This is a genomic window from Sessilibacter corallicola, assembly GCF_021290925.1.
GTDB lineage: Bacteria > Pseudomonadota > Gammaproteobacteria > Pseudomonadales > Cellvibrionaceae > Sessilibacter > Sessilibacter corallicola.
Genome location: NZ_JAJSLX010000002.1, coordinates 1,006,041 through 1,028,631 on the forward strand (window position 1 = coordinate 1,006,041; position 22,591 = coordinate 1,028,631).

Here is a 22,591-nt window from a genome sequence, read left to right on the forward strand (position 1 = left end):
ATTACGGATCATTTTTTTGGTAATTTGGGGTTAACAAAAAATAAAATTTATTTTTGTTAACTTATTGTCTTTTTTGTCGGTTTGTTGCCTTTTTGTCGCGTTGGCCACATTCTGATTTCATCGATGAAATTTTTATAAATATTTCTTTCAGAGTCATCATTGGTAGGGGTTGAGGATTTTTAGGTTCATTAAAATACCTTTCGCTTTTCTCGAATATCACTTTTAAATCTGGCGTTCAATGAGCTAATCTAGGCCTCCAATTCAATCAGGTCTTTTTTATCTATGTCTGTGATGCTCTTTAGTATTTCTCGCATGAGTGCGGGATTTGTGGCGTTATTGGTAGGTTATGCAAGTTCTGCTGCCATTATTCTGCAAGCGGCTGAAGGTGCCGGCGCCTCTGAGGAAGAGATTATTTCCTGGTTTTGGGCGCTCGGTATTGGTATGGGCGCCACCTGTATTGGCTTGTCTTTGCGCTATAAAGATCCAATTGTCACCGCTTGGTCCACCCCTGGTGCAGCGTTACTTGCAACGAGTTTGTCGGGGTTATCACTGTCTGAATCCATCGGTGCGTTTTTATTCAGCTCGTGTTTGATTTTCCTAACCGGAGTCACAGGCATATTTGATCGCCTTATGCGAATTGTGCCAGCTCCTATTGCTGCGGCCATGTTAGGTGGCATTTTATTAAAGTTTGGTTTAGATATTTTTGTCGCGTTAAAAAATCAAACGCTATTGGTTGGCATTATGTTGGTTGTATTTACCATTGTCCGGCCGTTGTCAGCAAAATACGTGGTTCCCATCACGCTACTAATTGCATTTATTGTGGCGTATTTTTTAGGGCAAACTCATCTGGAAAACGTGTCTTGGGAGATTTCAAAACCTGTATTTATTTTTCCTGATTTTAATTTAACTTCGCTTATTGGCGTGGGTATACCTTTATACGTTGTAACAATGACGTCGCAAAATATGCCCGGATTTGCCATTATGCGGGCAAATGGTTTCCACACTCCAGCCTCGCCAATCATTACATGGACAGGATTAACCGGAATTTTACTGGCACCATTGGGTGGTTTTGCTTTTAATTTGGCAGCAATCACGGCCGCTATTTGTATGTCCGAAGACGCCGATTCCAATCCCAAAACACGCTATTGGGTTGCCGTGTGGGCGGGTATTTTTTATCTTTTGGCGGGTGTTTTTGCAGCTACCGTTGTTACGTTGTTAACGTCTTTGCCGAATGAATTAATTATTACTGTTGCTGGGTTGGCACTGTTGGGCGCTATCGCTAACAGCTTGGTGAGTTCGCTCACAGAAACTTCCACCCGAGATGCCGCTATTATTACGTTTTTGGTGTCTGCTTCTGGTATTCAAATACTGGGCGTTGCCAGCGCTTTTTGGGGATTGGTATTTGGTGGTGTTTATCTTTCGGTTACTCGATTTGTTCAATCACAAAAAGGTACTGATTAACTACGAGTTAAAGACCGAGCGAAATGATAATAATGCCGCTGTGACGGCAACGTTTAAAGATTCAACGTTGTTATTCATAGGAATTTTTACCGCGTAATCACTCAGTTGTTCAATGCTTTGGCTAACACCCGATGTTTCATTGCCAAGTACAAAAATTTTAGCTTCGTTTATTGTATTAATGTCTGCTATTGATCGAGAGCTATCAAGAGATAAACCAATGACTTTGGTATTGCAGGCAGATTTAAACTTTTCCAGCGTTTTAGTGAGATTTTCACAGCGCACAATTGGAGCTTTAAATACGCTTCCTGCACTGGCTTTTATTACCAGTGGGTCAATTTGAGCACACCCTTTTTCGGGGAGAATAATTCCGTCGATAAATCCTGCTGTTGCAGATCGGATGATCATACCCAAGTTTTGCGGATTGCTGATGCCATCTAAAGCGATCAACTCGAACGGTTTGTTTTTGTTGGCACTAATGAATTGATCATCCGTTAAATAATTGGGGCATTGAATATCAACGCACACGCCTTGGTCTTGTTTTGAATTTTTCGATATCCGCGATAATGCCTGTCGTGTGTGGTAAATAATTTCTGCGTTCTTATTTTCCGCTAAGGCCAATATCTCGCGAATTATTTCCGATTCTTTATTACTTTCTGCTAAATGTAATTTTATGGGTTTGGTTTCAGGCGCTTGTAACGCCTCAAGCACAGGCTTTCTTCCGTAAACGGTTAGCAGAGAGCGGAAGAGCGCTTTTTTTTCCAAGTATTGTTGGGAATCGCTGGTACTGTTGTTCTTGGCCATTGTTGCTCAGCTATAGTGCTTGTTGTGAGCGCAGCATACTACCATAAATTACGTCGAATCACTGGTTCGAGTGTTTTTTGAATTGTTGATTCAAGTTTGGTCAGAATCGGAATTGAATAGATGACTGAGCTCAGTGTGTGTTTCTGGTGAGGTGTTTTTGTGATCAGTGAGCTTGAGAGTTGCTGAGCTGAGCATTTTATAGAAGCTCGCTAGTTCAGGAGACGTGTTTTCTAACGCCATGATTTGCGACTCAATTAGCGATACATCCCCGCGTTGCACTGGGCCTGTTAATGCCGCGTTTGGTGACGTTTTTTCTATGTTGGTAAGCGTTTGCCGAGCTAACGGCAGGAGCATTTCATTGGCTTGCTGAGGGCTAAAACCCAAGACCTCTAAACACTCGTGACTGGCGTTAATAATAGAAGGTAAAAAGTTACAAGCAAAAACGGCAGCAGCGTGATAGACCAATTTTTGGCTTTGTTCGATTACCTTCCAGTGCATGCCTAACGATTGAAAAAGAGGGTGCAGTTGCTCAAGCGCATAGTCATCACCTTCGGCGCAACAAAAGCAGTGCTGTAATTGTTGAATGCTGTGTGCTGGATCGGCAAAACTGTGTAATGGATGGGCACTGGCAATGTGGGTGTTGTCCGATTTTAAGCAACTTAATACCGAAGACGAAAGCGAGCCACTGCAGTGGAAAATTACTGTGTTTGTCCAGTTGAGCTCTAGAGCAAGCAGTTTCTTGGCGACGGTTTCAATGTCTGAATCTGGCACTGCAATCAATAAAAAATCGGACGGCTTTAAATCGAATAGGGTGTCGCAGGGAGTGCCACTGCCGATAAATGCTTTGGCCGCAAGTGAACTGGATTGTGTCTGATTAATAATTTGTTGGATATTAACAGTTGAATTGTCAAACCACACTCGCGCCAGAGTCTTACCGAGTTTTCCGGCGCCGATGATGCTAAGCGTAGGTAATTGAGTGGGCTTTAACAAATTTGAATTCTTATTAATCAGCAAAGGTAGGGGTGTGTTTTGTTATTTGCACAGAGCAACATAACGAGTCATGGTTTCTTTCAAGCCAAGCTCTAATGATTCAACCGTTAATGCATGACCAATCGATACTTCCAGTAATCCGGGTAGCTTACGATATTCAGTCATATTGGTTAAATTAAGATCGTGACCGGCGTTAACACCCAAACCAATCTCTGTGGCGTGTTGGGCGGCGTTGGCGTGCTGTTCAAAAATAGATTGCCAATTATTTTGCCCAAAAGCCGCTGCAAAAGGGCCTGTGTAGAGCTCTATTCGATCGGCTCCAACCGCTTTTGCTAGATCAATTTGTTTTATATCCGGGTCCATAAACAAGCTGACTCGGATATTTAAGTCTTTCAGTTTTTTAATGATGGGTTCTAACGTTTTACCGGTTTTTTCTAAATCAAACCCGTGATCGGAGGTTAATTGATCGCTTTGGTCTGGCACCAATGTCGCTTGGTCGGGAAGGTTTTGTTCGATAATTTGCAGTAATCCTGGATAGCTGCCAATTGCTCCTTCAAACGGATTACCTTCAATATTAAATTCTACGTCTGCCAGAGGTTTGACGAGTTTTGAAAGTTCTGTGCAATCACCTGGGCGAATATGTCTTTGATCAGGGCGAGGGTGAACGGTTATGCCATTGGCCCCAAAGGCTATGCAAGACTTCGCATGCTCAACCACATTGGGGTAATTTCCTTCGCGAGAATTTCGCAACAGCGCGATTTTATTTAAGTTAACACTGAGAGCAAAAGACATAATGGTGATTTCCGAACATTTTAGGAGTAGCAATCATAACCCACAGATCTTTTTACTGCGATTCTAATGACACAATAAAAAGATCTGCATGATGGGTGTCTGGCATTAATCAAATTGAACTGTTTTAACTTCTACTTTTTTGCTTTCTTCTTTTTGATTGTCGCCAGTTTGGTTGTCGCCAGTAGCCTCAATTCGATACGCTTTTAAAATTCTGATCGGTTCCGAAGGAGCGTTCGGGTATCGACGTGTATTGCCTGGCGGGCGAGTTACGATCTCGTCTACCACTTCCATACCGCTAATGACCTCACCGAAAACGGTGTAACCGGGTCGGCCGGGATAATTGTCTAAGTGCGGGTTATTAACAAGGTTAATAAAAAACTGAGCGGTTGCACTGTTGGGATCAGAGTAACGTGCCATCGCAAGTGTGCCTCTTGCGTTGCGTAAACCGTTGTGCGATTCGTTAACTACGGGCTCACGGGTTTCTTTTTCAGTAAAATCGAACGTTAAACCACCACCTTGTACCATAAAGCCTGGAATAACTCGGTGAAAAATGGTTCCGTTGTAAAATCCGTCGTCAACATAAGTTAGAAAGTTTTCTACGGTAGCTGGCGCTTGCTCGGAAAATAAATTGACCGTAATTTCGCCTAAGTCGGTTTCTATTTTAACGGTCTCTGCATTTGCTTGCGTAAAAAATGCAGCAATGAATGCGAAGCTGATGAGTATTTTCTTTGCTAACAACTGAGTTACGCTAAAAATATTATTATTGGGTAGCATCATTTGTACTCTATCCATTCTGAGTTTTTCTTTTTAAAATTGAACCGCGGTATGATTACGGCGATGAAAGCTCCGAGAAAGACAGCGGCAGCGCCGTAAATAAACCAGGTCTGGCGGTTGTCGTTTTTGTAACGGCTGTTTTCCGCCTTTAGAATATCGACCTGGTTTTGCAGCATTTGATGTTGATTCAGCAAATCTTGATGGCGATGGTTTAACTCAATTGCATCGGAAGACACACGTTTAATTTCTTCGAGTTCTCTCGCCGTTTCACTTTTTGCGTCAATGCTGCTGTTAAGTTGTGAATTGAGATCTTTATTATTTTGCTGTAGTTGATCAAGCTCACTTTGCAGTTGTTGAGTTCGCTGTTTTAATGATGAAATTTGTTGCTCTGCATTGGTTAATTTCAACTGGGCAGTAGGTTCTTTAATAATGTACTGCGCTCTCACATAACCTTCTTTGCCGTCACTGGTGCGAACAGTAAACCAACCATTTTCTGTATCTTCTGCGAGTATTTCCAGCTTGGTGCCGGATTTCATTGCGCTGTCTAGAATACGGAACTGATTGCCTTTTCCGCTTCTGAGTGGAACATAAAGAATGTCTGATACATAGCCAGTTTCTGCAAAAGTGTTGTCGGTGTGTAGAAGGGTGGTTAAAACTATGAAAGAAACGAGTATAAATTGTTTCACTACTAATCCAAGAAATAATTAAAGTCTAACAGTTAACGCATAACATCTTCAGTAAATGCGATTTTATATTATGAAGGAAACACCTTTTTAAACGGTTTTACTGTGACCGATTCGTAAACTCCGTGAGAAATATAGGGATCTTTATCGGCCCAGGACTGCGCTTCTTCCAAAGATGGAAACTCAGCAATGATAATACTTCCAGTAAAACCGCCAGGGCCTGGATCTTCGCTGTCAATTGCGGGGTTAGGACCTGCGACAAACAGACGGCCTTCGGCTTGTAATTGTTCAAGTCGCGCTAAATGCTCTGAACGCGCTGCCAGTCTTTTTTCAAGGCTGTTGGGTTTGTCGATTCCTACAATGCTGTACCACATAATACTGTCCTATTTAGTTGAAGCTCCGACCATAATTTCTTCAAGAGTCAGGTCGGTTAAACGAGTTAAATTTTTGAATAAATAATAAAATGCGCCCATCAAAATAACGGTAGCGGGAAGTACGATAACCGGATAAGACAACAGCTGCATTTTGCCAAGTTCGGAATTGTATTGCTCCGTTCCCGGTGGGCTGATCACAATCCATTTTGCCAAAACGTAGTTGAGAATGGATGACACAAAAAATGAGAGTGCAACCAGATAGGTGGCGGTTTTTAGTGTTTTCTCAAATCGTGCTTGATTGGAATGTTCTCTCAGTGCCTGATTAATTCGATCGACATCGACGATGGCTTCGTTAAACATGATGGTTTTAATCAGTGGGAATGGCGTATAAATAGAAACCAGTGAAACAATGGCGAGAATCCCTGGAATAGCGGCTTCTTTAATTGCGATGTATTTGGGGTCTAGCTCCAATAAACTGATGCCGCCGGTTGCCATTACGCTAAAGATACCGATGCCTGAAAACAGGTTGAATTTTTTCCGCGCCCGATAATCCATGATTCCGTAGATGAGCGGGAAGGCTAAAGCAACCACCAGACCCAAGGTTGGTCCGAGATATTCTTCTTTGCTGAGTTTGATCAGAATAACGGTGGGTAGAATGATGTTAAACGCAAGGTTAACCCACATGTTTTCTTTGGCAGGGGGTTCTGTCTTAACTGTTTCGCTGGTCAAGTTTTCCGTGTCTTTGTTAGTCATGATGTTCCGTGTTTGTAATCAATTGTTTCATCGCTGAACAGTAGGCAGATGTAGGGTACTCGGATTCATTCCGTGTATTCTGGCGTTCTCTTAAACAAGCAACATTAGCGTTGGAATTCCAATTCCACACGATCATAGTTACTGGTTTCGTTACATCTGCGTTGTTTTCGCCTTTCAAATACTCTACGTCTTGGTTTTTGCCGCTTTGCCAGATGGACCTTTTTTTAAGAATAAGGTTCGCTGGTAACCACTCACTTAAACGCGCGTGTCAGGGGCATGTTTAAAGCCGCCATTATACGCATTTTCGTTTTTAATGAATCACCGCCTACTCTTGATTGTTTCGTCGGTTCTTACATTGATCGTGATGGCGGTGATTTTAACGAGTTTCCGGTGTTGACGGGTATAACTCATTGTTTTGTCTGTTTAATTGATAGAAACTTTTGGAAAAAGCTTTTGACTTTGTGGTGTAATACCGGGTTTAGCGAATTCAACACGGGTAAATGGGCGTATTTTGAGTATTTGTTATGATTTGCATTGCCATAGCACATGTTCCGACGGCGCCTTATCGCCTGCTGATGTCGTTAAAAGAGCCCATGCTCAGGGCGTTCAGTGCTTAGCCATTACCGATCACGATACCTTCGATGCCTATGAAATAGCGCGACCAACGGCCGAAGAGCTTGATGTGACATTAATCTCTGGGGTCGAGTTTTCTTGCCAGTGGAAGGGCAAAAATATCCACATTGTTGGACTCAACGTTGATGTTCAACACCCTGTCATGAAAGCGGCCAAATGTTTGATGAATGAACGCCGCCTCAGTCGAGCAAAAAAAATAGCGGAACGACTCGAAAAGCTCGGTGTGGAAAATGCCTTCGCTGAGGCCGAAGCCAATGCTGCAGGCGGTCAAATTGGGCGGCCACACTTTGCCAAATATCTCGTTGAGGCAGGCTACGTGAAAAACCTCAACCAAGCGTTTAAGCGGTATCTTGGTGCCGGCAAGCCCGGCGACATAAAGCAACAATGGCCTGAATTTGAAGAGGTTGTTGGTTGGATTCGTCAAGCCTCTGGTGTCGCCATTATCGCGCATCCTCTGAAATACAAACTCACACGAACCAAATTGAGAGAAATGTGTGCGCATTTTCGATCGTGCGGTGGTCACGGAATTGAAGTGATCAGCGGCGGGCATCAAACTCCGGCTGAAACAAAAGCGTTGTGTGATTTGGCCAATCGCTTTGAATTTTTGGGTTCAGTGGGCAGTGATTTTCACAAAGAGGGGATGTCTTGGCAGGAGTTGGGGTGCATTGGCACACCCAATCTATCGTGTACGCCTGTGTGGTCCAGCTGGAGCAGCCAACAGTAAAAGCCTGATTGGCTGATTGAATAAAAAATTAGAATCAGAATAGTCCTCGTCCAAGAGGTTAATTGAATTAGGAGGCCTTGGTGGCTCAGTTTTTTCAAATCCACCCCGAAAACCCTCAACAGCGATTAGTACGCCAGGCGGTAGAAATTGTTCGACGTGGTGGTCTGATTGTTTACCCTACAGATTCTGCGTATGCGTTGGGTTGCCATATTGGGGACAAAATGGCGTTGGATCGTATTCGCAGTATTCGCCAGTTAGATAAAGATCATAACTTCACGTTGATGTGTCGCGATCTTTCTGAGCTTGCAACCTACGCCCGAGTAGACAACCAAGTGTTTCGAATGATTAAGTCGCACACGCCGGGTCCATTTACGTTTATTTTGCCGGCAACGTCGGAAGTGCCTCGACGTTTGATGCATCCAAAACGTAAAACTATTGGTATGCGTGTTCCCGACAATCCGATTGCGCTTGCCCTAATGCAAGAGCTGGGTGAGCCATTGATGAGCAGTACGCTTATCATGCCAAACGAAGAATTACCGTTGACTGACCCTTATGAAATTCGTGACATATTAGAACATCAGCTAGAATTGATTATTGACGGCGGTTACTGCGCAATGGAACCCACCACAGTAATCGATTTCACGCACGATCATCCTAAAGTCATTCGAAAAGGGCTTGGCGACCTTTCTGGGTTTGATATCGAATTTGATTGATAGCTGCTCAGCTTTTCTGTGGTTTATTGAAGATAAATTCGCCTGCGCTGCTGCTTGTAGAATCGCTATTTGATGAGATGGTTTTACTCGGTATAATGCCCGGCCGATTTTCCAACAGATGAAAAAATGCCCAATAATCCAACAAAACTAAAGGCGCACAGTGGCTGAAGAAAACGAATTATTTGGTCACACCGATTCTTCTCAAGACACCTTGCCTGATCCCCAAGGTGAAAAGCCCTCAGAATCTCAAACCGAATCTGATTCGCCTGTGGTACAAGAACAGGCATCTGCGGCAGATAGCAGCGGTGAATCTGAGGCTCCGAGTCAAGGGGAGATGCCCTTCGCTATTGTTGCGGGTAAAGAAATAACGGAAATTCCAAAAGACCTTTATATTCCACCTGACGCCTTGGAAGTGATTTTGGAAGCTTTCGAAGGTCCGTTGGATTTATTGCTTTATCTGATTCGAAAGCAAAACATTGATATTCTCGATATCAATGTCGCTGACATCACTCGCCAATACATCGATTACGTAGAAATGATGAATGCTCTGCAGTTTGAGTTAGCGGCGGAGTATTTGGTGATGGCGGCGATGCTTGCGGAAATTAAATCAAGAATGCTGTTGCCGCGCCCTCCCAAAGACGACGAAGAGGAAGAAGATCCAAGAGCAATGCTCATTCGTCGCTTGCAAGAGTATGAGCGATTCAAAAAAGCCGCTGAGGATATTGATTCTCTGCCGAGAATTGGCCGAGATGTGCACACGGCGCAAGCTCAGGCGCCGAGCAAAACCATTACGCGCGAAGATCCTGATGTCGATATGAAAGAGCTGTTGTTGGCACTGTCTGAGGTGTTGAGGCGCGCAGATATGTTTACCAGCCACCAAGTGGAGCGTGAAAAGCTATCCACTCGTGAGCGGATGGCGCAGGTGCTCGATAAGTTGTCGCATCAGCAATTTATGCCGTTTGTGAGTTTGTTCAGCATTAAAGAAGGTCGCTTAGGCGTTGTCGTTACTTTTTTGGCTGTTATGGAACTCATTAAAGAATCTTTGGTTGAGATTATTCAAAATGAGCCTTTTGGACCTATCCACGTTAAGTCGCGAGCGCAATAATTTTGGACGCTAATCGGTTAAAACAAATCATTGAAGGTGCCTTGCTTGCCGCGGGCCAAACTTTAGACGTAAAGCGTTTATTGGAGCTTTTCGCTAATGATTCTGAGGAAATTCTTCAGGGTAAAGTGACCGCTGAAGACATTGACGCTGCTTTAGAAGCTATTGTTAAAGATTGTGAAGGTCGCGGTTTTGAACTCAAGCAAGTCAGCAGCGGCTGGCGCTTTCAAGTCCGAGAAGAGACCGCACAATGGGTTAATCGCCTGTGGGAAGAAAAACCACAAAAGTATTCCAGAGCAATGCTCGAAACCCTCGCGTTGATTGCCTATCGCCAGCCTATTACCCGCGGTGATATTGAAGAGATTCGCGGCGTAGCGGTCAGTTCGCATATTATTAAGACGTTGTCGGAGCGCGATTGGGTTAAAGTGGTCGGTCATCGCGATGTTCCGGGTCGACCGTCTTTGTACGCAACGACAAAAACCTTTTTGGACTACTTCAATTTAAAGAGTCTCGAAGAATTGCCGTCGTTAGGTGAGCTGGCCGACATCGAACAATTGAATTCTGAGCTTAATTTAGAAGTTAAGCCTGAAAATACCGGCGATAATACTGACAATAAGGTTGAAGGCAGCGACAGCAGTGAAGCAGACGCAACTGCGGCTGACAGCGATGTTGCTGATAGAGATGTTGCTGACGTAGAAGCTGATGTTTCCGAACAAAACCCAGAGTCGGAAGGCGTTGATCTTGACGAGTCTGAAAATATTGAATCGGCCGATACAGAGCAAACACAAGACTCTGATTCAACAACAGACGTGGATGAACCGGTATTTGTTGATGAAGCGCTTGTTGAAGAACTAGTTACTGAATCCGATACAGATGAAGCTGACCGTGAAAAGGTCGTTGTTGGCGAAGAAACCAGCAGCCCTGTTGATTCTCAGATTGACTCGGTCGAATCACGAGAGTTTGAGAGCGATGTGCTTGATGCCCCGGTGGATTCGGATGCAATCGATGCTGAATCGACCGAAGATAACGAAGAACCTGATGTGGTGTCGGAAGAATCCGAAACCCAATCAGAGCAAGTAGATATTGATGCTGACGATGAACAGGATTTATCGCTGGCGCCACAGGACCCAATTGACGAGGAGAATGAGACTGAACTCGTCAGTGAACCGGCTATTGATGAGCCTGAGATTGAAGCTGAACCGTCCAGCGTAGAGACGGAAAACCAGGATCAACTGGTGGATGATGAGGAATCAGAAGAAGACGAAAAGCCAGTAGAGCACAAGGCTAAGTCCTTATTTGATATAAGTTAATGATAGATAACAGTAGTGCCCATTCTATGGTAGAAGGCGAAAAAATTCAGAAAGTATTAGCCCGCGCAGGCTTTGGCTCCCGAAGAGAAATGGAGAGAGCCATTACCGATGGCTTGGTGACCGTTAACGGTCAGCCAGCAACATTGGGAGACCGTGTATCCGAGGACGATAAATTACAGTTCAAGGGTAAGCGTGTCGCCGTCACTTCTGAAAAAGAAACATTGCGTGTACTTTTGTACAACAAACCCGAAGGTGAAATCTGTTCTCGGTCTGATCCTGAGGGCCGACGAACCGTGTATGATCGTTTGCCTAAATTACAAGGCGGTCGTTGGATTTCTGTCGGTCGTTTGGATTTTAATACCAGCGGTTTGTTACTGTTTACCAATAACGGTGAACTGGCAAATAAACTGATGCATCCTTCATCAGTTATCGATCGTGAATACTTGGTTCGCATTCAAGGTAATGTCGATGACGACATGAAAGAGCGGTTGCGTACGGGAGTCTTACTCGACGACGGTACCGCCAAATTTACCGACATTGTTGACGGTGCCGGTGAAGGCAGAAACCGTTGGTTCTATTGTGTGGTTATGGAAGGTCGCAACCGAGAAGTGCGTCGGTTGTGGGAATCCCAAGGCGTTAAGGTCAGTCGCCTAAAGCGCGTCCGCTACGGCAACATTTTTATTCCATCTCACGTTCGTGTTGGTCAATGGATCGAACTATTACCGAAAGAAGTCGGTGATTTGTGTTTGACTGCGGGCATTAAACCCCCGAAAAAGCGACCAATGCACGTCAAAGAAAAACAAGCCTACGATCGTCACCAAAAGAAATTGCGATCAAAAGGTCAGCGTTATTAATTAACGGACTTGGTTTCGTCCCCCGCGTTTTGCCAAATATAGGTTGTCATCGGCTTGATTGAATAAGGCTTGGCTGTCTTTCGCTTCTTTCAAGCTGCCGATGCCAACACTGACGGTTGCTTTAATGTCATTACCACTAATAGTGACTGTCAGTTTCTCAACTTCTTTTCGAATTCGCTCTGCAATCACAAGCGCGCCTTCGCGATCCGTTTTGGTTAGGATCGCCGTAAATTCCTCACCACCGTAGCGAAAAATCATATCGGTTTGGCGCATAACAGACTTTAAACATTCCGCGACTGATTTTAATACTTCGTCGCCTGCGAGGTGGCCGTACTTATCGTTAATGCGTTTAAAGTAATCGATATCGATCACCAGTAAGCTCAGGTCTTGGTGGTAACGTTGAGCCAGCCGTTGCTCACGCTCGAAGTTTCGACTAAACGCAAAGCGGTTACCAACGCCTGTCAGCGCGTCTTGACGCGCGTTGCGAATGGCTTCTCGATAGAGCAAAGCGTTTCTCAGCGGGTACAACAAGTGTGAAAGACACAGCTCAACCATCGATAATTCATAATCGGTGAGCTTGGAGGAATTACTGATGCGTATTTCACCCAGCTGCTCTTGCTCGGCTTTCAGCTGGTAAAAGCACTGGTGCTTTAACACTGGCCCACCGATGGGAAGATTAATATTAGACTCAGGTAAGGAATAGAGGAGGCGGCAACCGGGAACCAGAGAGCGAATATGATCCAGAAGATGGGTAAATATAACTTCTAGCTCAAGACTTGATTGCAGCTTTTGCACCAAGAGTAAAACATCTTCTGTAGCGACTGTCAGTTGCTTATTGGTAATAGCGTTTGATGTGTTGCGTTTTCCAAGCACTGATACAGTAGATGTAGATGACAACATGATTGATTCCTTCCTTAACAATTCCTGAGTCAATAATGAGTTATTGATCGACTTAGGGATAACAGTTTGGGAAGTCTTATCGCTAAATGTGTGCCATTTTCGAAGAAAATAAAAACAGTATGAAAATCAAAGATTTATAATTTCTTAAATTAATTTCTAGATTCGGCAGTCAAACTATTGACGAGTGTGAAGGAAGTTTTTCACCTACTGACTTGGGTAGGCGACAAAAGTTTGAATGAAAACCGGCATTAATATGCCGCCATCGGACTGGGTCATGTTTCATATTTATTAGATAATACTTTTATTTTGGGGCGAGTTAACAGCCTCTTGTACACTCTGAATTGGCTTTCGTCTGTTTGGATCAAATAACCTAGCCGACACATAAAATTATGTTTGTACTTATTTATCCGGGCACGGCTTTAATGTGGTTTAGCACTATAAGCGCATGTTTGATCATGCTGTTAATTGTGCTGTTTGCACCTTGGAGAGCGTTTTTTTCCGTTTCTCAGCGCGTATTGCTGTGGCTTTTTTACGCGTTCTCATTGGCTTCGGTATGGTTGTTAGAAGTGAAAGTGGCTGATGTATTTTCGGTTCATTTGTCGATGATGACCGCAGCGGTCTTTTTGTTCGGTTTTCGTTTGGCGATATTGGCGGGTGTTTTTGGATTATTTGCTCACCAATTAGTATCGCCTTTTATGTGGGATGTACTGGGTTTAAATTTTTTACTGACCGTGGTCATGCCCGCTGTAGGCACCTACATTGCTCTAAAAATTGTTGCTCTAGTGCCAATTAATAATTTATTTGTGTTTATTTTAGGCGGTGGATTTTTTGGCGCGATTTTAAGTGTTTTAGTAACGGTCGCATCTGGATTGGCTTTGTTTGGCATTTTTAATGCCTGGAGCTTAACGGTGGTTATAAAAGACCATCTGTGGCTGTACGGAATGTCGCTGTTCCCAGAAGGTTTTATCAACGGTGCAATTGTATCAACGACGACAGTACTGTGGCCGCATTTGGTAAAAACCTACGACGATCACAGGTACCTTGATGATTCCTAGCGGATTAAATTGTGTTGGATGGCCACTCTGCTGAATTTATACGACATAAAACAACAGAGTGGGAAAACAGAGCGGTAAAGAGGTTTAACGTATATTGATCAGTGATCAATATTAAGCGTGACCGATGGCGAAATTCGACTCTTCCAGAGGCTCGTCTTCTAACGTTTCCAATTGAGTCATGGGTAATATAACGCTGATGCTCAGGCCGCCGTCGGGTAAATTCTTAGCGATTATTTTTCCTCTGTGCAATCGAACCGTGCGTTCGGCAATCGCCAATCCTAAACCGTAACCACCTTTGTCTCGTGAACGCGCGCTATCTGAGCGATAGAATGGCTGGAATATTTTCTCCAGGTCTTCCTCAGGTACACCAGGACCTTGGTCGGCAATGGTCACCATGGCGCATTTACCGCCGTGAACGCATTGTAATTTAACGTTGACGTTAGACCCTTTGAATGTGTAGCGAATCGCGTTGCGAAGAATATTTTCAAATACGCTTGTTAGAATATTGCTGCGCGTTTGAATGAGAATCTCTCCACAGCAGAAATCTTCCTCAACTTTAACGGATTTTTCCGCCGCGTCGTTTTTGCAGTTATCAACCAAATCAGCTAACAACAGAGAAACGTCGATGGTATCGGTCATTTCGAACGTATCGCGTTCGGTAACCGGCATCGCAAGAATCTGCGTGATGATTTCTTCTAAAGATTCGGTGGCCAAGCGGATGTTATTGAGTTCTTTATCGACAACGCCATTGCTGCGTTGATAGGCCAATTCAAGAGCGACTTGTAAGCGCGCTAGTGGTGACCGTAATTCGTGAGAAACGTCTTTAATTAACCGCTTTTGTTGCAGCATGGCAATTTCAAGGCGTTCCGTCATGTGATCAAAATCACGTGCCAGGTCAGAAAATTCGTTGTTTCTGCGGCTAAATTTCGGATAAATGCGAGTTGAAAGATTGCCGCTGGCGATGCTTCGTGTGGCTTTTTTCAGTGTGCTTACATCGCTGGATAATTTTCTCGCAAACAGATAGCAGGCAATAGCACTTAGCAGCAAACCTGAAATAAACCAAGGTGCAGCATTTAAGAAATACACTTTAAAAAAGATGTTTGATTTATCTTTAATATGAGTAATCGCTTTTAATTCTGTGCCGTCTGTTAGGGTAACTAAGCGGCCGACATTCAAACCGATTTGGGCAGTTCGCATGTTGGAACCCAGCATTTCTACCATCGGCGAAATAGACGCAGGTATTGGGCGCTGCAATAGGTCTTTGTTATTTTCGTCTAGAAGGTAAATGTGCTCGGTGATGCGGTCAGGGCTTTGACTCATCGCAATACAAAGGGATTGCAGGTCATGACCGACAATGGTCGAGAGTAAATCATCCGACAATTTCATCGCAGGGGAAACGGTTTTTTTCTGCGCTGAAATTATCGATAACGGGGTGCGATTATGGGTGCTGTCGTAGACGAGGCCTGAAAAGAGTATCAAGCCACATAGCGCCCAAAAATAGAGAAATATTTTAAAGTAGAGTTTTGTCATTCTGCTGGCTCTGTAACCGTAAACATATAACCCGCACCGCGGACATTGATGATTTGGTCTTTATCTACACCAATTGATGAGAGCTTTTTACGAATATTGCTCACATGCACATCAATACTTCGGTCGTATGGGGTTAGTTTTCGGCTCAGAGCGCGTTCGGTTAAAACTTCCTTACTGAGAATATTTCCAGCTTTAGACATCAATTGGTCTAAAATTGAGAATTCTGCACCGGTAATGTTCAGTGCTTTTCCTTGGAAAGAGCAGCTGCGGTTACCGCGATTTAAGGTAATTCCGTTAACTTGCAAAAAGTCAGGGTTTTGTGGGCCTTCACGTTTTTTATCAAGTCGGCGTAATACCGCATTGATGCGCGCCACGAGCTCTCGTGGATTGCACGGTTTAGGCAAATAATCATCTGCTCCCATGTCCAAACCAACAATGCGATCGATAGAGTCGCCTTTTGCGGTAAGCATCAGGATGGGTACGTTGGAAAAGTCTCTTACTTTATTGAGAACTTCGAAACCACTGTGAATGGGTAACATAACATCGAGAACAATTGCGTCGAACTGATTTTCTCGAGCTTGTGCTAATCCGGCAGCACCATCGTTTGCGGTTGTTACCTTGAATCCTTCTTCGCTCAGATATTCTTCAAGGAGGTTACAGAGATCCATGTCGTCATCGACAAGTAAAATAGAGTTCATGTTGCGTATCACTTCGTCAAAATTATTAATTCCTTTTGTCACTTATTCTGCCCGAGAACGGTAATTAATTACAGATCTAGGCACCAATAAATGAACATAATTTAACACTGGCTCACAATTTAGTTTAAAAAAACCTCCTTTTTATTCGTTAAGTTCATAAAAAATTCGTTTTTTTATGACTTTAGATTATTTTAAATTGTTTTAACCGATTAGATAGTTCTAAAATACTAGATTGATTAAAAATTCAAGTAAAGAAGGGTTCATTTAATCTTTTGTGAACTTCCTAGTTGAATAGGTTGGTTTTCCTTATAATCCGGCCTTTATTGTGCTCCTACGAGAAAGTCTTAGGTTATTAAAGTTTGACTGTGCGAGGTTGAAATGGCTCAAATTGGCCTGTTTTTTGGCAGTGATGAAGGCAATACAGAGAGTGTCGCCTATAAAATTCAAGAGTGCTTGGGAGCGGATGTTGTCGATGTCTACGACATAGCAGATGCTACTCAAATAGAGTTTGCCTCCTACGAAAAAATTATATTGGGAATCTCCACATGGGATTTCGGCCAAATTCAATCGGATTGGGAAGAGTTTTGGCCCGATGTATCTGAGATAGATTTCTCGGGTAAAACGGTTGCATTGTTTGGACTTGGTGACCAGTTTGGTTATGGTGATTACTTTATAGACGCAGTGGGTATGTTGCACGATGTTGTTGTCGCAAACGGCGCTGCAATCGTCGGTCATTGGTCGACAGAGGGCTATGAGTTTGAAGCGTCAAAAGCTCAAATTTCGGATTCGGATACGTTTGTTGGTCTCGCCATTGATGAAGATCAGCAAGAGCATATGACGACTGAAAGGCTTAATCGTTGGTGCGAACAAATTCATAAGGAATTTGAATTGGACTCATCCCTTTCCCTACTTTCTTGAAGTCACACTCCATATTGATCAATACCCGATTCAAGTTTAGATTTGCATCGGGTATTGTTGTATTAGAAGAGTTCGATTTTTAGGTTTTCTTGTCAGAGCATTTTCACTTTGTGTTAACCGCTCCAATTTTCCGATACTTAGGGCCTGTTTACACTAATTTAATCACACCTGCTGGAGCGTATTTTTTTCGTATTTTAGGCGCAGTGAGTGTGATTTGGTTGTTCCAAATGAACGAGCTGCAACACGAAATACGGGAAAAATACGCCGAGCCCCTAGGGTCGCCCCTAAAACACGCCATTCGTTGTTGTTCGTCGCTTATTTAGCGCGCTAAACTGCACTCCTCACGCCTAGACTGACGCGTTTTAGGCGCGACAGGTGCGGTTAAATTAGTGTGAACAGGCCCTAGTAACTTATTCGTCTTTCTAGTATCCGACTTAGCACAGCAAGCGATAGATTCCATCATTTTTTATTAAATAAAGCGTATAGCTTTTGCGTTGAGAGTTTGCTTGGTATAAATTCCGGGTTGAACTAAAGAATTAGAAGCGAACGGGATAAGTTTCTAGTCCGGCTGGGAAGAACTATGGATTTCGAGCGGTTACCAAGAGGAAATGAGTCTGAATATAATCTGCATTGCCTAGTTGCTAGGCTGTTGATTGTTTTTGCCTGCTCGCTTTTCCCATTAAGCTCTAAAGGGTCTTATTACCAGCAGGTTTATACGATTCAAGTTGCCGCCTTCGATACTTCAGCGAAGGCCAGTCAGTTCATTCACACTGTACCCAACATGCCCCTGTATTGCCGCACAAAATCTAACGGTTTAGAAGCGGTGTATTATGGTGTTTACCCTTCATGGGATTCTGCAAAAGCGCATTTAAAAGATTATTCGATATTGTCGGATTTAGGCGCCTATGTTTTGCGTTTGGATGAGGTTGTTATTAAACCCTGCGAAAATCTAGCGCTGAGAATAGAACGTCAAAAGCAAATTCAGGTAGTGCCTCAAGTGAACAACGAGAGTTTATTGGCGACCGACATTTTCCAACAATAAAATTCCAATTAAATACCGGTTTAATTTAGAGGGCTAACCCAGGCTGCTCTAGATCGATATAGCTTACGTTGAAGAATAATTGTGTGGGTGAGCGCTTTTGCGTCAGTCAAAACGCGCCCACAAAATGATGCCATTAAAAAGTATTTAATTAAGGGTTAATTGCCGAAAATATCGCTCTTTTGGGGCGAGGATAACCTTCTATTGTTTTTGTTTGATCTTCTGGATCGAGAAATTGTTCTAATGAATGGAATTTCATCCAAGGTGTTTTTCGTTGTTCTTCGGTGGTGGTTTCATTGATGTCGACTAATTCAACCGAAGTAAATCCAATCTTTTTCAACCAGCCTATCAGCGTTGATGGCGATGGTAGGAACCACACGTTATTCATCATTGCGTATCGACCTTCTGGCACTAACGAATAACCGAGTTCACCTTCAACGATGAGCGTTTCCAAAATCAATTGACCGCCGGGTTTTAGAGTATCTTTTAGCTCTTTCAGGTGGTCTATGGGGGAGCGACGGTGATAGAGAACACCCATGCTGAAAGTGGTATCAAACGCTTGCAGTTTTTCTGGAACCGCTTCCATGGCGACGGGTAAAACGTGTATTGGCGCGCCCTTGAAAAAGTGTTTGATCATTTCGAATTGAATAACAAACCGAGGAGAAGGATCGATACCAATGACTCTAGAGGCGCCCATTCCGAGCATTCTCCAGCAGTGGTAACCGTTTCCGCAACCAACGTCTAAAACCAATTTGTTTTCTAAGGGTTTTAAGTACGGCGTAAGCCTGTCCCATTTCCAATCGGAGCGCCACTCGGTATTAATATGCGTTCCGTGTATGTTAAACGGGCCTTTACGCCAAGGAATGAGTCCTTTTAAACAGCTTTCTATTTGTGAGCGCGTTGCTTCATCGTGTTCATCACTGCTGCCAAAACGAACTTCCGATTCTATGTCGATTGTTTCGGTGTTTATTTTCGGTAAGCTATATAGAAATTCTTTCCAGCCTGATAAATCGCCGAAACGTTTTTCACTGAGTCCGGTTTCAATTTGCTCAGGCATTAATGTTGCCCAGCGTTCTAGTTTGGTTCCTGACAGCTGGTCAATTAAATCTTGGAAGTGTTCGATCATAGGGATTTCTGCGCAATCATTGATGCAAAATTAAAACATTGAAACCAAACATCGGCGTCGCTAAATCCAACTTTTTTAAGTCGGTTTTTGTGAGTTGTTAATGTTTCTGGAATCAGCACATTTTCTAGAGACTCACGTTTTTGCGAAATTTCTAAATCACTGTAACCGTTTGCGCGTTTAAAATCGTGATACAGGTTAATCATTAATTGATTGTGGCTTGGGTCTTCAAACGCAACTTTTTCAGACAATATCAACACGCCACCGGGAATCAAGCCGTTGTATATTTTTTCCATGAGGGCTTCACGTACCGCTATTGGAATAAATTGAAGTGTGAAGTTAAGAACCACAATGGATGCGTTATTGATTTCTATAGAATTAATGTCGTCGCAGAGCAAAGTAATTGGTGTTGGGCTGTTATCGCGATCAATTAATTTTTTTGCTTGATCGATCATCGCTTGGGAGTTGTCTATTGCGACGATTTCACAGTTATCAACGCTTATATTATGTCTTATTGATAGTGTTGCCGCGCCTAATGAACAACCTAAATCGTAGCATTTAGTCTCTTCTCTGGCGTACCGCCGAGCAAAGTCCCCGATCATACCAATAATGGTGGTGTATCCCGGAACGGAACGTTTGATCATGTCTGGAAAGACATCCACCACCGCTTTATTGAATGAAAATCGCTGGATATCTTCCAGTGGCGTTGCAAATAAGTTGTCTTCTCGCGAAGTTTGAGAATCTCTTGGCTCGTTCGGATTTGCCATAACCTTTACTAAATTCTTTGCCGTTATTAAAGCACGTCATTCTATGTATTTCTGAGTGCTTCGACCAGAGCGTATTTTGGCGCAATTGAACAATGTTGTAGCAGAGTACTGAGTCTGTATACGATTCTGAGGGGTGCGTACGTCTCACAAAAAGCAAAAAAATCTCGTTTGCCTGAAATGTCGCTTCCGATAATGGCGGTTGGTCTACACTGCTTATTACAGTGGGAATGATAGTTATTTATGAAAGCATTTTCTGCGAAAGGTAAAAGAGTGCTTGTCGTTGATGATTTCGAGGGATTTCGTCTCGCTATCGCTCGCAAGTTAGAAGAGCAGGGCAATATTCGCGCAGATACCACTCATTCCGGTGAAGAAGCGCTCAAGCTGTGTCGGAATCGATACTACGATGCCATTCTAACGGATTTTAACCTAGGGGCAGGAAAAACCGGGCTGCAAGTATTAGAAGCGTTGCGGTTTCACAATGAATTGGAACCGAAACAAGTATTCATGTTGATTTCGGCTGAAAATAACAAGCAAATAGTGTTGGCTGCAACTGATGTCGAACCAGACGCTTATATCGCTAAACCGATTACCACGCATAATTTGGGTTCGCGATTAGCTCGAATTTTTAAGCAGCGGAAAGAGCTAAACAAGCTCTACGAATATCTCGGCAAAGACAACACTGGTGCCGCAATTGACGCTTGCCGTCAGCACATTGAACACCACGGATATTACGCACCGTTTTGTGAAAAAGTTCTAGGAGAATTATTGATTCAATTGGGTGATCTTCCCACCGCCAAATCTCATTATGAATCTATTTTGCTTCAGCGGCCGTTGGATTGGGCTCGTTTGGGACTCGCGAATGTGCTGGTTGAGCTGAGAGAATATGACGATGCTGAAGAAAACTTAAAAAGTATTATTAATGAAAATCCATTTGTAATGAAAGCTTACGACCAATTGCATCAGGTTTATGATTCCAAGCAAGACCTGTATTGCAAGCAAGAGATTATGGAAAAAGCGGTGGCTGTTTCTCCATTGTCATTTGCCCGGCAAAAATGTCTCGCAGAGACGGCTTTGGGAAATAAAAATTATTTAGTGGCAGCCGGTGCTTACAAAAAAATTATGCGCTTGGGTCGAAACTCTGTTTATCATCAGCCGGAACAGATTGTCGATTACGCGCGTACAGCTGCTGTTTTGACCACAGAAGATCCCGAAGCGGGTCTCGCTTTTTGTAAAGATGCCCAAGTCTGGTTTGGTCAAAAGAATAAAAATGCTAATTCATCTGATTCTTTGCAAAATCAGATGGTTTCTGTGCAATTGTTGAGTGGCTTAGGTGAGCACGCAAAAGCATTGAACATTTTTTCCGATGTCGAATTGAATGTTTCAAAAATTGGTGAGGACCTTCCATTCGAATGTGAAGTTGATTATGTTTTTACTCTTAAATCCATAGAAAAACTTGAGTCGGCAGAAAAATATTTAATTTCATTGTGCTCTAAATATCAGGATGAAGAGAAAAAATTAGAAATTCTTGATCAGCTTTTGGCAGAACCTGTTAGTCATAAAAATAAAGCCATTGTGGCAGCAATGAATAGACGGGGAATTGCTCAATACGAACAAAAAAATTATTCCGATGCGGCAACGCTTTTTTTGCGAGCACGGAAGCTGTTCCCCAAACATTTGGGTATCAATCTGAACCTGGTTCAGGTTTTGTATGAAGAAATGAAATCACACGGAATGCGGTCTGACTATATGCTTGAGGTCGAAGCATCGCTGAACGCTGTTCGTGCCGTTATTCAAGTGGGTGACCAACAATACCAACGGTTTGCTTGCTTGGAGGCAGAATTTAAGGACATGAAGAGCAAAATGTAGACTTAAGAGAAATGCGTGATGAATATTGAAAAAAATGAACTGAATGATTTTTCTTTGGTATTGGCTTCAAGTGTTCACGATATGAAAAATTCTTTGGGAATGTTGTTGGCATCGCTTGAGGATGTGATGGCCAAGGTCAATAGTATTAATCCTGAATGCAAAAATGATTTTTCAATTTTGCAGTACGAAGCGGCAAGAATAAACTCCGAATTAGTGCGGTTGCTGTCTGTTTATCGTTTTCAAAATGATCGAATGCCAATCAATGTTGACGAGCATCATGTGATTGACCTTATCGAAGATCAAATTGCTAAAAATCAACCCTTGCTGACCAGTAGAAATATTTCAATAGACATAGATTGCGACGACTCTCTAACGGCTTTCTTTGATTTTGAATTGTTAGGTGGTGTGATTAATGACGCACTTGTTAATAGTTCGCGATATTCTCGAGAACGCATTTTAATTGTTGTTCGAGCAGTAGATGAGTTTACCGAGATAGCGATACACGACGATGGTGATGGTTTTCCCGTTGATATGCTGGGTTTGGTTGATGATAAAACGGGGGTTAATGTTGAATTTTCTGAACGTACTCATTTAGGATTGTATTTGGCAATGCGAATAGCGCGTTTGCATAAATCTAGTGAGGTTTGCGGTCAGGTTTTCATAAATAATAACAGTTTATTAGGTGGTGGTAGTTTCGTGCTAAGCATTCCGTAAACCAGCGTGGTTAATTC

The 22,591-nt window shown here is 43.1% G+C and carries 23 protein-coding genes; 11 read left to right on the top strand and 12 right to left on the bottom strand.

Translation table 11 applies throughout. The features are described from left to right. Window positions 1-282 precede the first annotated feature (282 nt). Window positions 283-1,461 (top strand): benzoate/H(+) symporter BenE family transporter, encoded by a 1,179-nt coding sequence (locus LU361_RS11550; protein WP_233088998.1) that lies wholly within the window; start codon window positions 283-285, stop codon window positions 1,459-1,461. Here LU361_RS11550 and rlmB read toward each other — a convergent pair whose 3' ends face one another. The 7 genes from rlmB to LU361_RS11585 form a co-directional block, all read right to left on the bottom strand. Continuing rightward, window positions 1,462-2,262 carry a 23S rRNA (guanosine(2251)-2'-O)-methyltransferase RlmB gene (gene rlmB / locus LU361_RS11555; protein ID WP_233088999.1) on the bottom strand — a complete coding sequence of 267 codons (801 nt, stop codon included), beginning with the start codon at window positions 2,260-2,262 and terminating at the stop codon, window positions 1,462-1,464. 90 nt (window positions 2,263-2,352) lie between these two features. Continuing rightward, window positions 2,353-3,252 carry a Rossmann-like and DUF2520 domain-containing protein gene (locus tag LU361_RS11560; protein ID WP_233089000.1) on the bottom strand — a complete coding sequence of 300 codons (900 nt, stop codon included), beginning with the start codon at window positions 3,250-3,252 and terminating at the stop codon, window positions 2,353-2,355. A gap of 42 nt (window positions 3,253-3,294) precedes the next feature. Continuing rightward, on the bottom strand, window positions 3,295-4,044 hold the full coding sequence (locus LU361_RS11565) for a pyridoxine 5'-phosphate synthase (protein ID WP_233089001.1): 750 nt from the start codon (window positions 4,042-4,044) through the stop codon (window positions 3,295-3,297). A gap of 105 nt (window positions 4,045-4,149) precedes the next feature. Then, window positions 4,150-4,836, bottom strand: a complete 687-nt coding sequence (locus LU361_RS11570) for a peptidylprolyl isomerase (RefSeq protein ID WP_233089002.1) — start codon at window positions 4,834-4,836, stop codon at window positions 4,150-4,152. Further along, window positions 4,818-5,504, bottom strand: a complete 687-nt coding sequence (locus LU361_RS11575) for a TIGR04211 family SH3 domain-containing protein (protein ID WP_233089003.1) — start codon at window positions 5,502-5,504, stop codon at window positions 4,818-4,820. The genes LU361_RS11570 and LU361_RS11575 overlap by 19 nt, the downstream gene beginning before the upstream one ends. Before the next feature lie 68 nt (window positions 5,505-5,572). Continuing rightward, entirely contained in the window at window positions 5,573-5,875 is a 303-nt protein-coding gene (locus LU361_RS11580) for a YciI family protein (RefSeq protein WP_233089004.1), read from the bottom strand. 9 nt (window positions 5,876-5,884) lie between these two features. Beyond that, window positions 5,885-6,628: a VC0807 family protein gene (locus LU361_RS11585; RefSeq protein WP_233089005.1), complete on the bottom strand. Its 744-nt coding sequence runs from the start codon at window positions 6,626-6,628 to the stop codon at window positions 5,885-5,887. Window positions 6,629-7,139: 511 nt separating this feature from the next. Between LU361_RS11585 and LU361_RS11590 the strand changes: the two genes are divergently transcribed. From LU361_RS11590 to rluB, 5 genes are all read left to right on the top strand, one after another. Then, window positions 7,140-7,985 (top strand): PHP domain-containing protein, encoded by an 846-nt coding sequence (locus tag LU361_RS11590; RefSeq protein ID WP_233089006.1) that lies wholly within the window; start codon window positions 7,140-7,142, stop codon window positions 7,983-7,985. An 80-nt stretch (window positions 7,986-8,065) separates the two neighbouring features. Beyond that, window positions 8,066-8,698, top strand: a complete 633-nt coding sequence (locus LU361_RS11595; protein ID WP_233089007.1) for an L-threonylcarbamoyladenylate synthase — start codon at window positions 8,066-8,068, stop codon at window positions 8,696-8,698. 268 nt (window positions 8,699-8,966) lie between these two features. Continuing rightward, complete coding sequence (locus tag LU361_RS11600) at window positions 8,967-9,803, top strand: segregation and condensation protein A (RefSeq protein WP_233089536.1); 837 nt, start codon at window positions 8,967-8,969, stop codon at window positions 9,801-9,803. A gap of 2 nt (window positions 9,804-9,805) precedes the next feature. Then, the gene (scpB, locus tag LU361_RS11605; protein ID WP_233089008.1) at window positions 9,806-11,110 is read left to right on the top strand and encodes an SMC-Scp complex subunit ScpB; all 1,305 of its coding nucleotides are present in this window, start codon (window positions 9,806-9,808) and stop codon (window positions 11,108-11,110) included. Beyond that, window positions 11,110-11,964 carry a 23S rRNA pseudouridine(2605) synthase RluB gene (rluB, locus tag LU361_RS11610; protein WP_233089009.1) on the top strand — a complete coding sequence of 285 codons (855 nt, stop codon included), beginning with the start codon at window positions 11,110-11,112 and terminating at the stop codon, window positions 11,962-11,964. Before scpB ends, rluB begins: the two co-directional genes overlap by 1 nt. Here rluB and LU361_RS11615 read toward each other — a convergent pair whose 3' ends face one another. After that, window positions 11,965-12,864: a GGDEF domain-containing protein gene (locus LU361_RS11615; protein WP_233089010.1), complete on the bottom strand. Its 900-nt coding sequence runs from the start codon at window positions 12,862-12,864 to the stop codon at window positions 11,965-11,967. Between the two features lie 422 nt (window positions 12,865-13,286). Here LU361_RS11615 and LU361_RS11620 point away from each other — a divergent pair, with 422 nt between their 5' ends. Then, the gene (locus LU361_RS11620; RefSeq protein ID WP_233089011.1) at window positions 13,287-13,919 is read left to right on the top strand and encodes a hypothetical protein; all 633 of its coding nucleotides are present in this window, start codon (window positions 13,287-13,289) and stop codon (window positions 13,917-13,919) included. 111 nt (window positions 13,920-14,030) lie between these two features. Here LU361_RS11620 and LU361_RS11625 read toward each other — a convergent pair whose 3' ends face one another. Together LU361_RS11625 and LU361_RS11630 are read right to left on the bottom strand one after the other, a co-directional pair. Then, a complete protein-coding gene (locus LU361_RS11625; RefSeq protein WP_233089012.1) occupies window positions 14,031-15,398 on the bottom strand; it encodes an ATP-binding protein in 1,368 nt (455 codons plus the stop codon). A gap of 47 nt (window positions 15,399-15,445) precedes the next feature. Next, the gene (locus LU361_RS11630) at window positions 15,446-16,147 is read right to left on the bottom strand and encodes a response regulator transcription factor (RefSeq protein ID WP_233089013.1); all 702 of its coding nucleotides are present in this window, start codon (window positions 16,145-16,147) and stop codon (window positions 15,446-15,448) included. 378 nt (window positions 16,148-16,525) lie between these two features. On the opposite strand from LU361_RS11630, the gene LU361_RS11635 reads away from it, so the two are divergent. Further along, the gene (locus LU361_RS11635) at window positions 16,526-17,065 is read left to right on the top strand and encodes a flavodoxin (protein ID WP_233089014.1); all 540 of its coding nucleotides are present in this window, start codon (window positions 16,526-16,528) and stop codon (window positions 17,063-17,065) included. Window positions 17,066-17,645: 580 nt separating this feature from the next. Then, complete coding sequence (locus LU361_RS11640; protein WP_233089015.1) at window positions 17,646-18,107, top strand: hypothetical protein; 462 nt, start codon at window positions 17,646-17,648, stop codon at window positions 18,105-18,107. Between the two features lie 148 nt (window positions 18,108-18,255). Here LU361_RS11640 and cmoB read toward each other — a convergent pair whose 3' ends face one another. Continuing rightward, window positions 18,256-19,230 (bottom strand): tRNA 5-methoxyuridine(34)/uridine 5-oxyacetic acid(34) synthase CmoB, encoded by a 975-nt coding sequence (cmoB, locus tag LU361_RS11645; protein WP_233089016.1) that lies wholly within the window; start codon window positions 19,228-19,230, stop codon window positions 18,256-18,258. Next, on the bottom strand, window positions 19,227-19,994 hold the full coding sequence (gene cmoA / locus LU361_RS11650; RefSeq protein WP_233089017.1) for a carboxy-S-adenosyl-L-methionine synthase CmoA: 768 nt from the start codon (window positions 19,992-19,994) through the stop codon (window positions 19,227-19,229). Before cmoA ends, cmoB begins: the two co-directional genes overlap by 4 nt. A 240-nt stretch (window positions 19,995-20,234) precedes the next feature. On the opposite strand from cmoA, the gene LU361_RS11655 reads away from it, so the two are divergent. Together LU361_RS11655 and LU361_RS11660 are read left to right on the top strand one after the other, a co-directional pair. Beyond that, complete coding sequence (locus LU361_RS11655) at window positions 20,235-21,860, top strand: response regulator (RefSeq protein ID WP_233089018.1); 1,626 nt, start codon at window positions 20,235-20,237, stop codon at window positions 21,858-21,860. Window positions 21,861-21,878: 18 nt separating this feature from the next. Further along, a complete protein-coding gene (locus LU361_RS11660) occupies window positions 21,879-22,574 on the top strand; it encodes a sensor histidine kinase (protein ID WP_233089019.1) in 696 nt (231 codons plus the stop codon). Window positions 22,575-22,591: the final 17 nt, after the last annotated feature.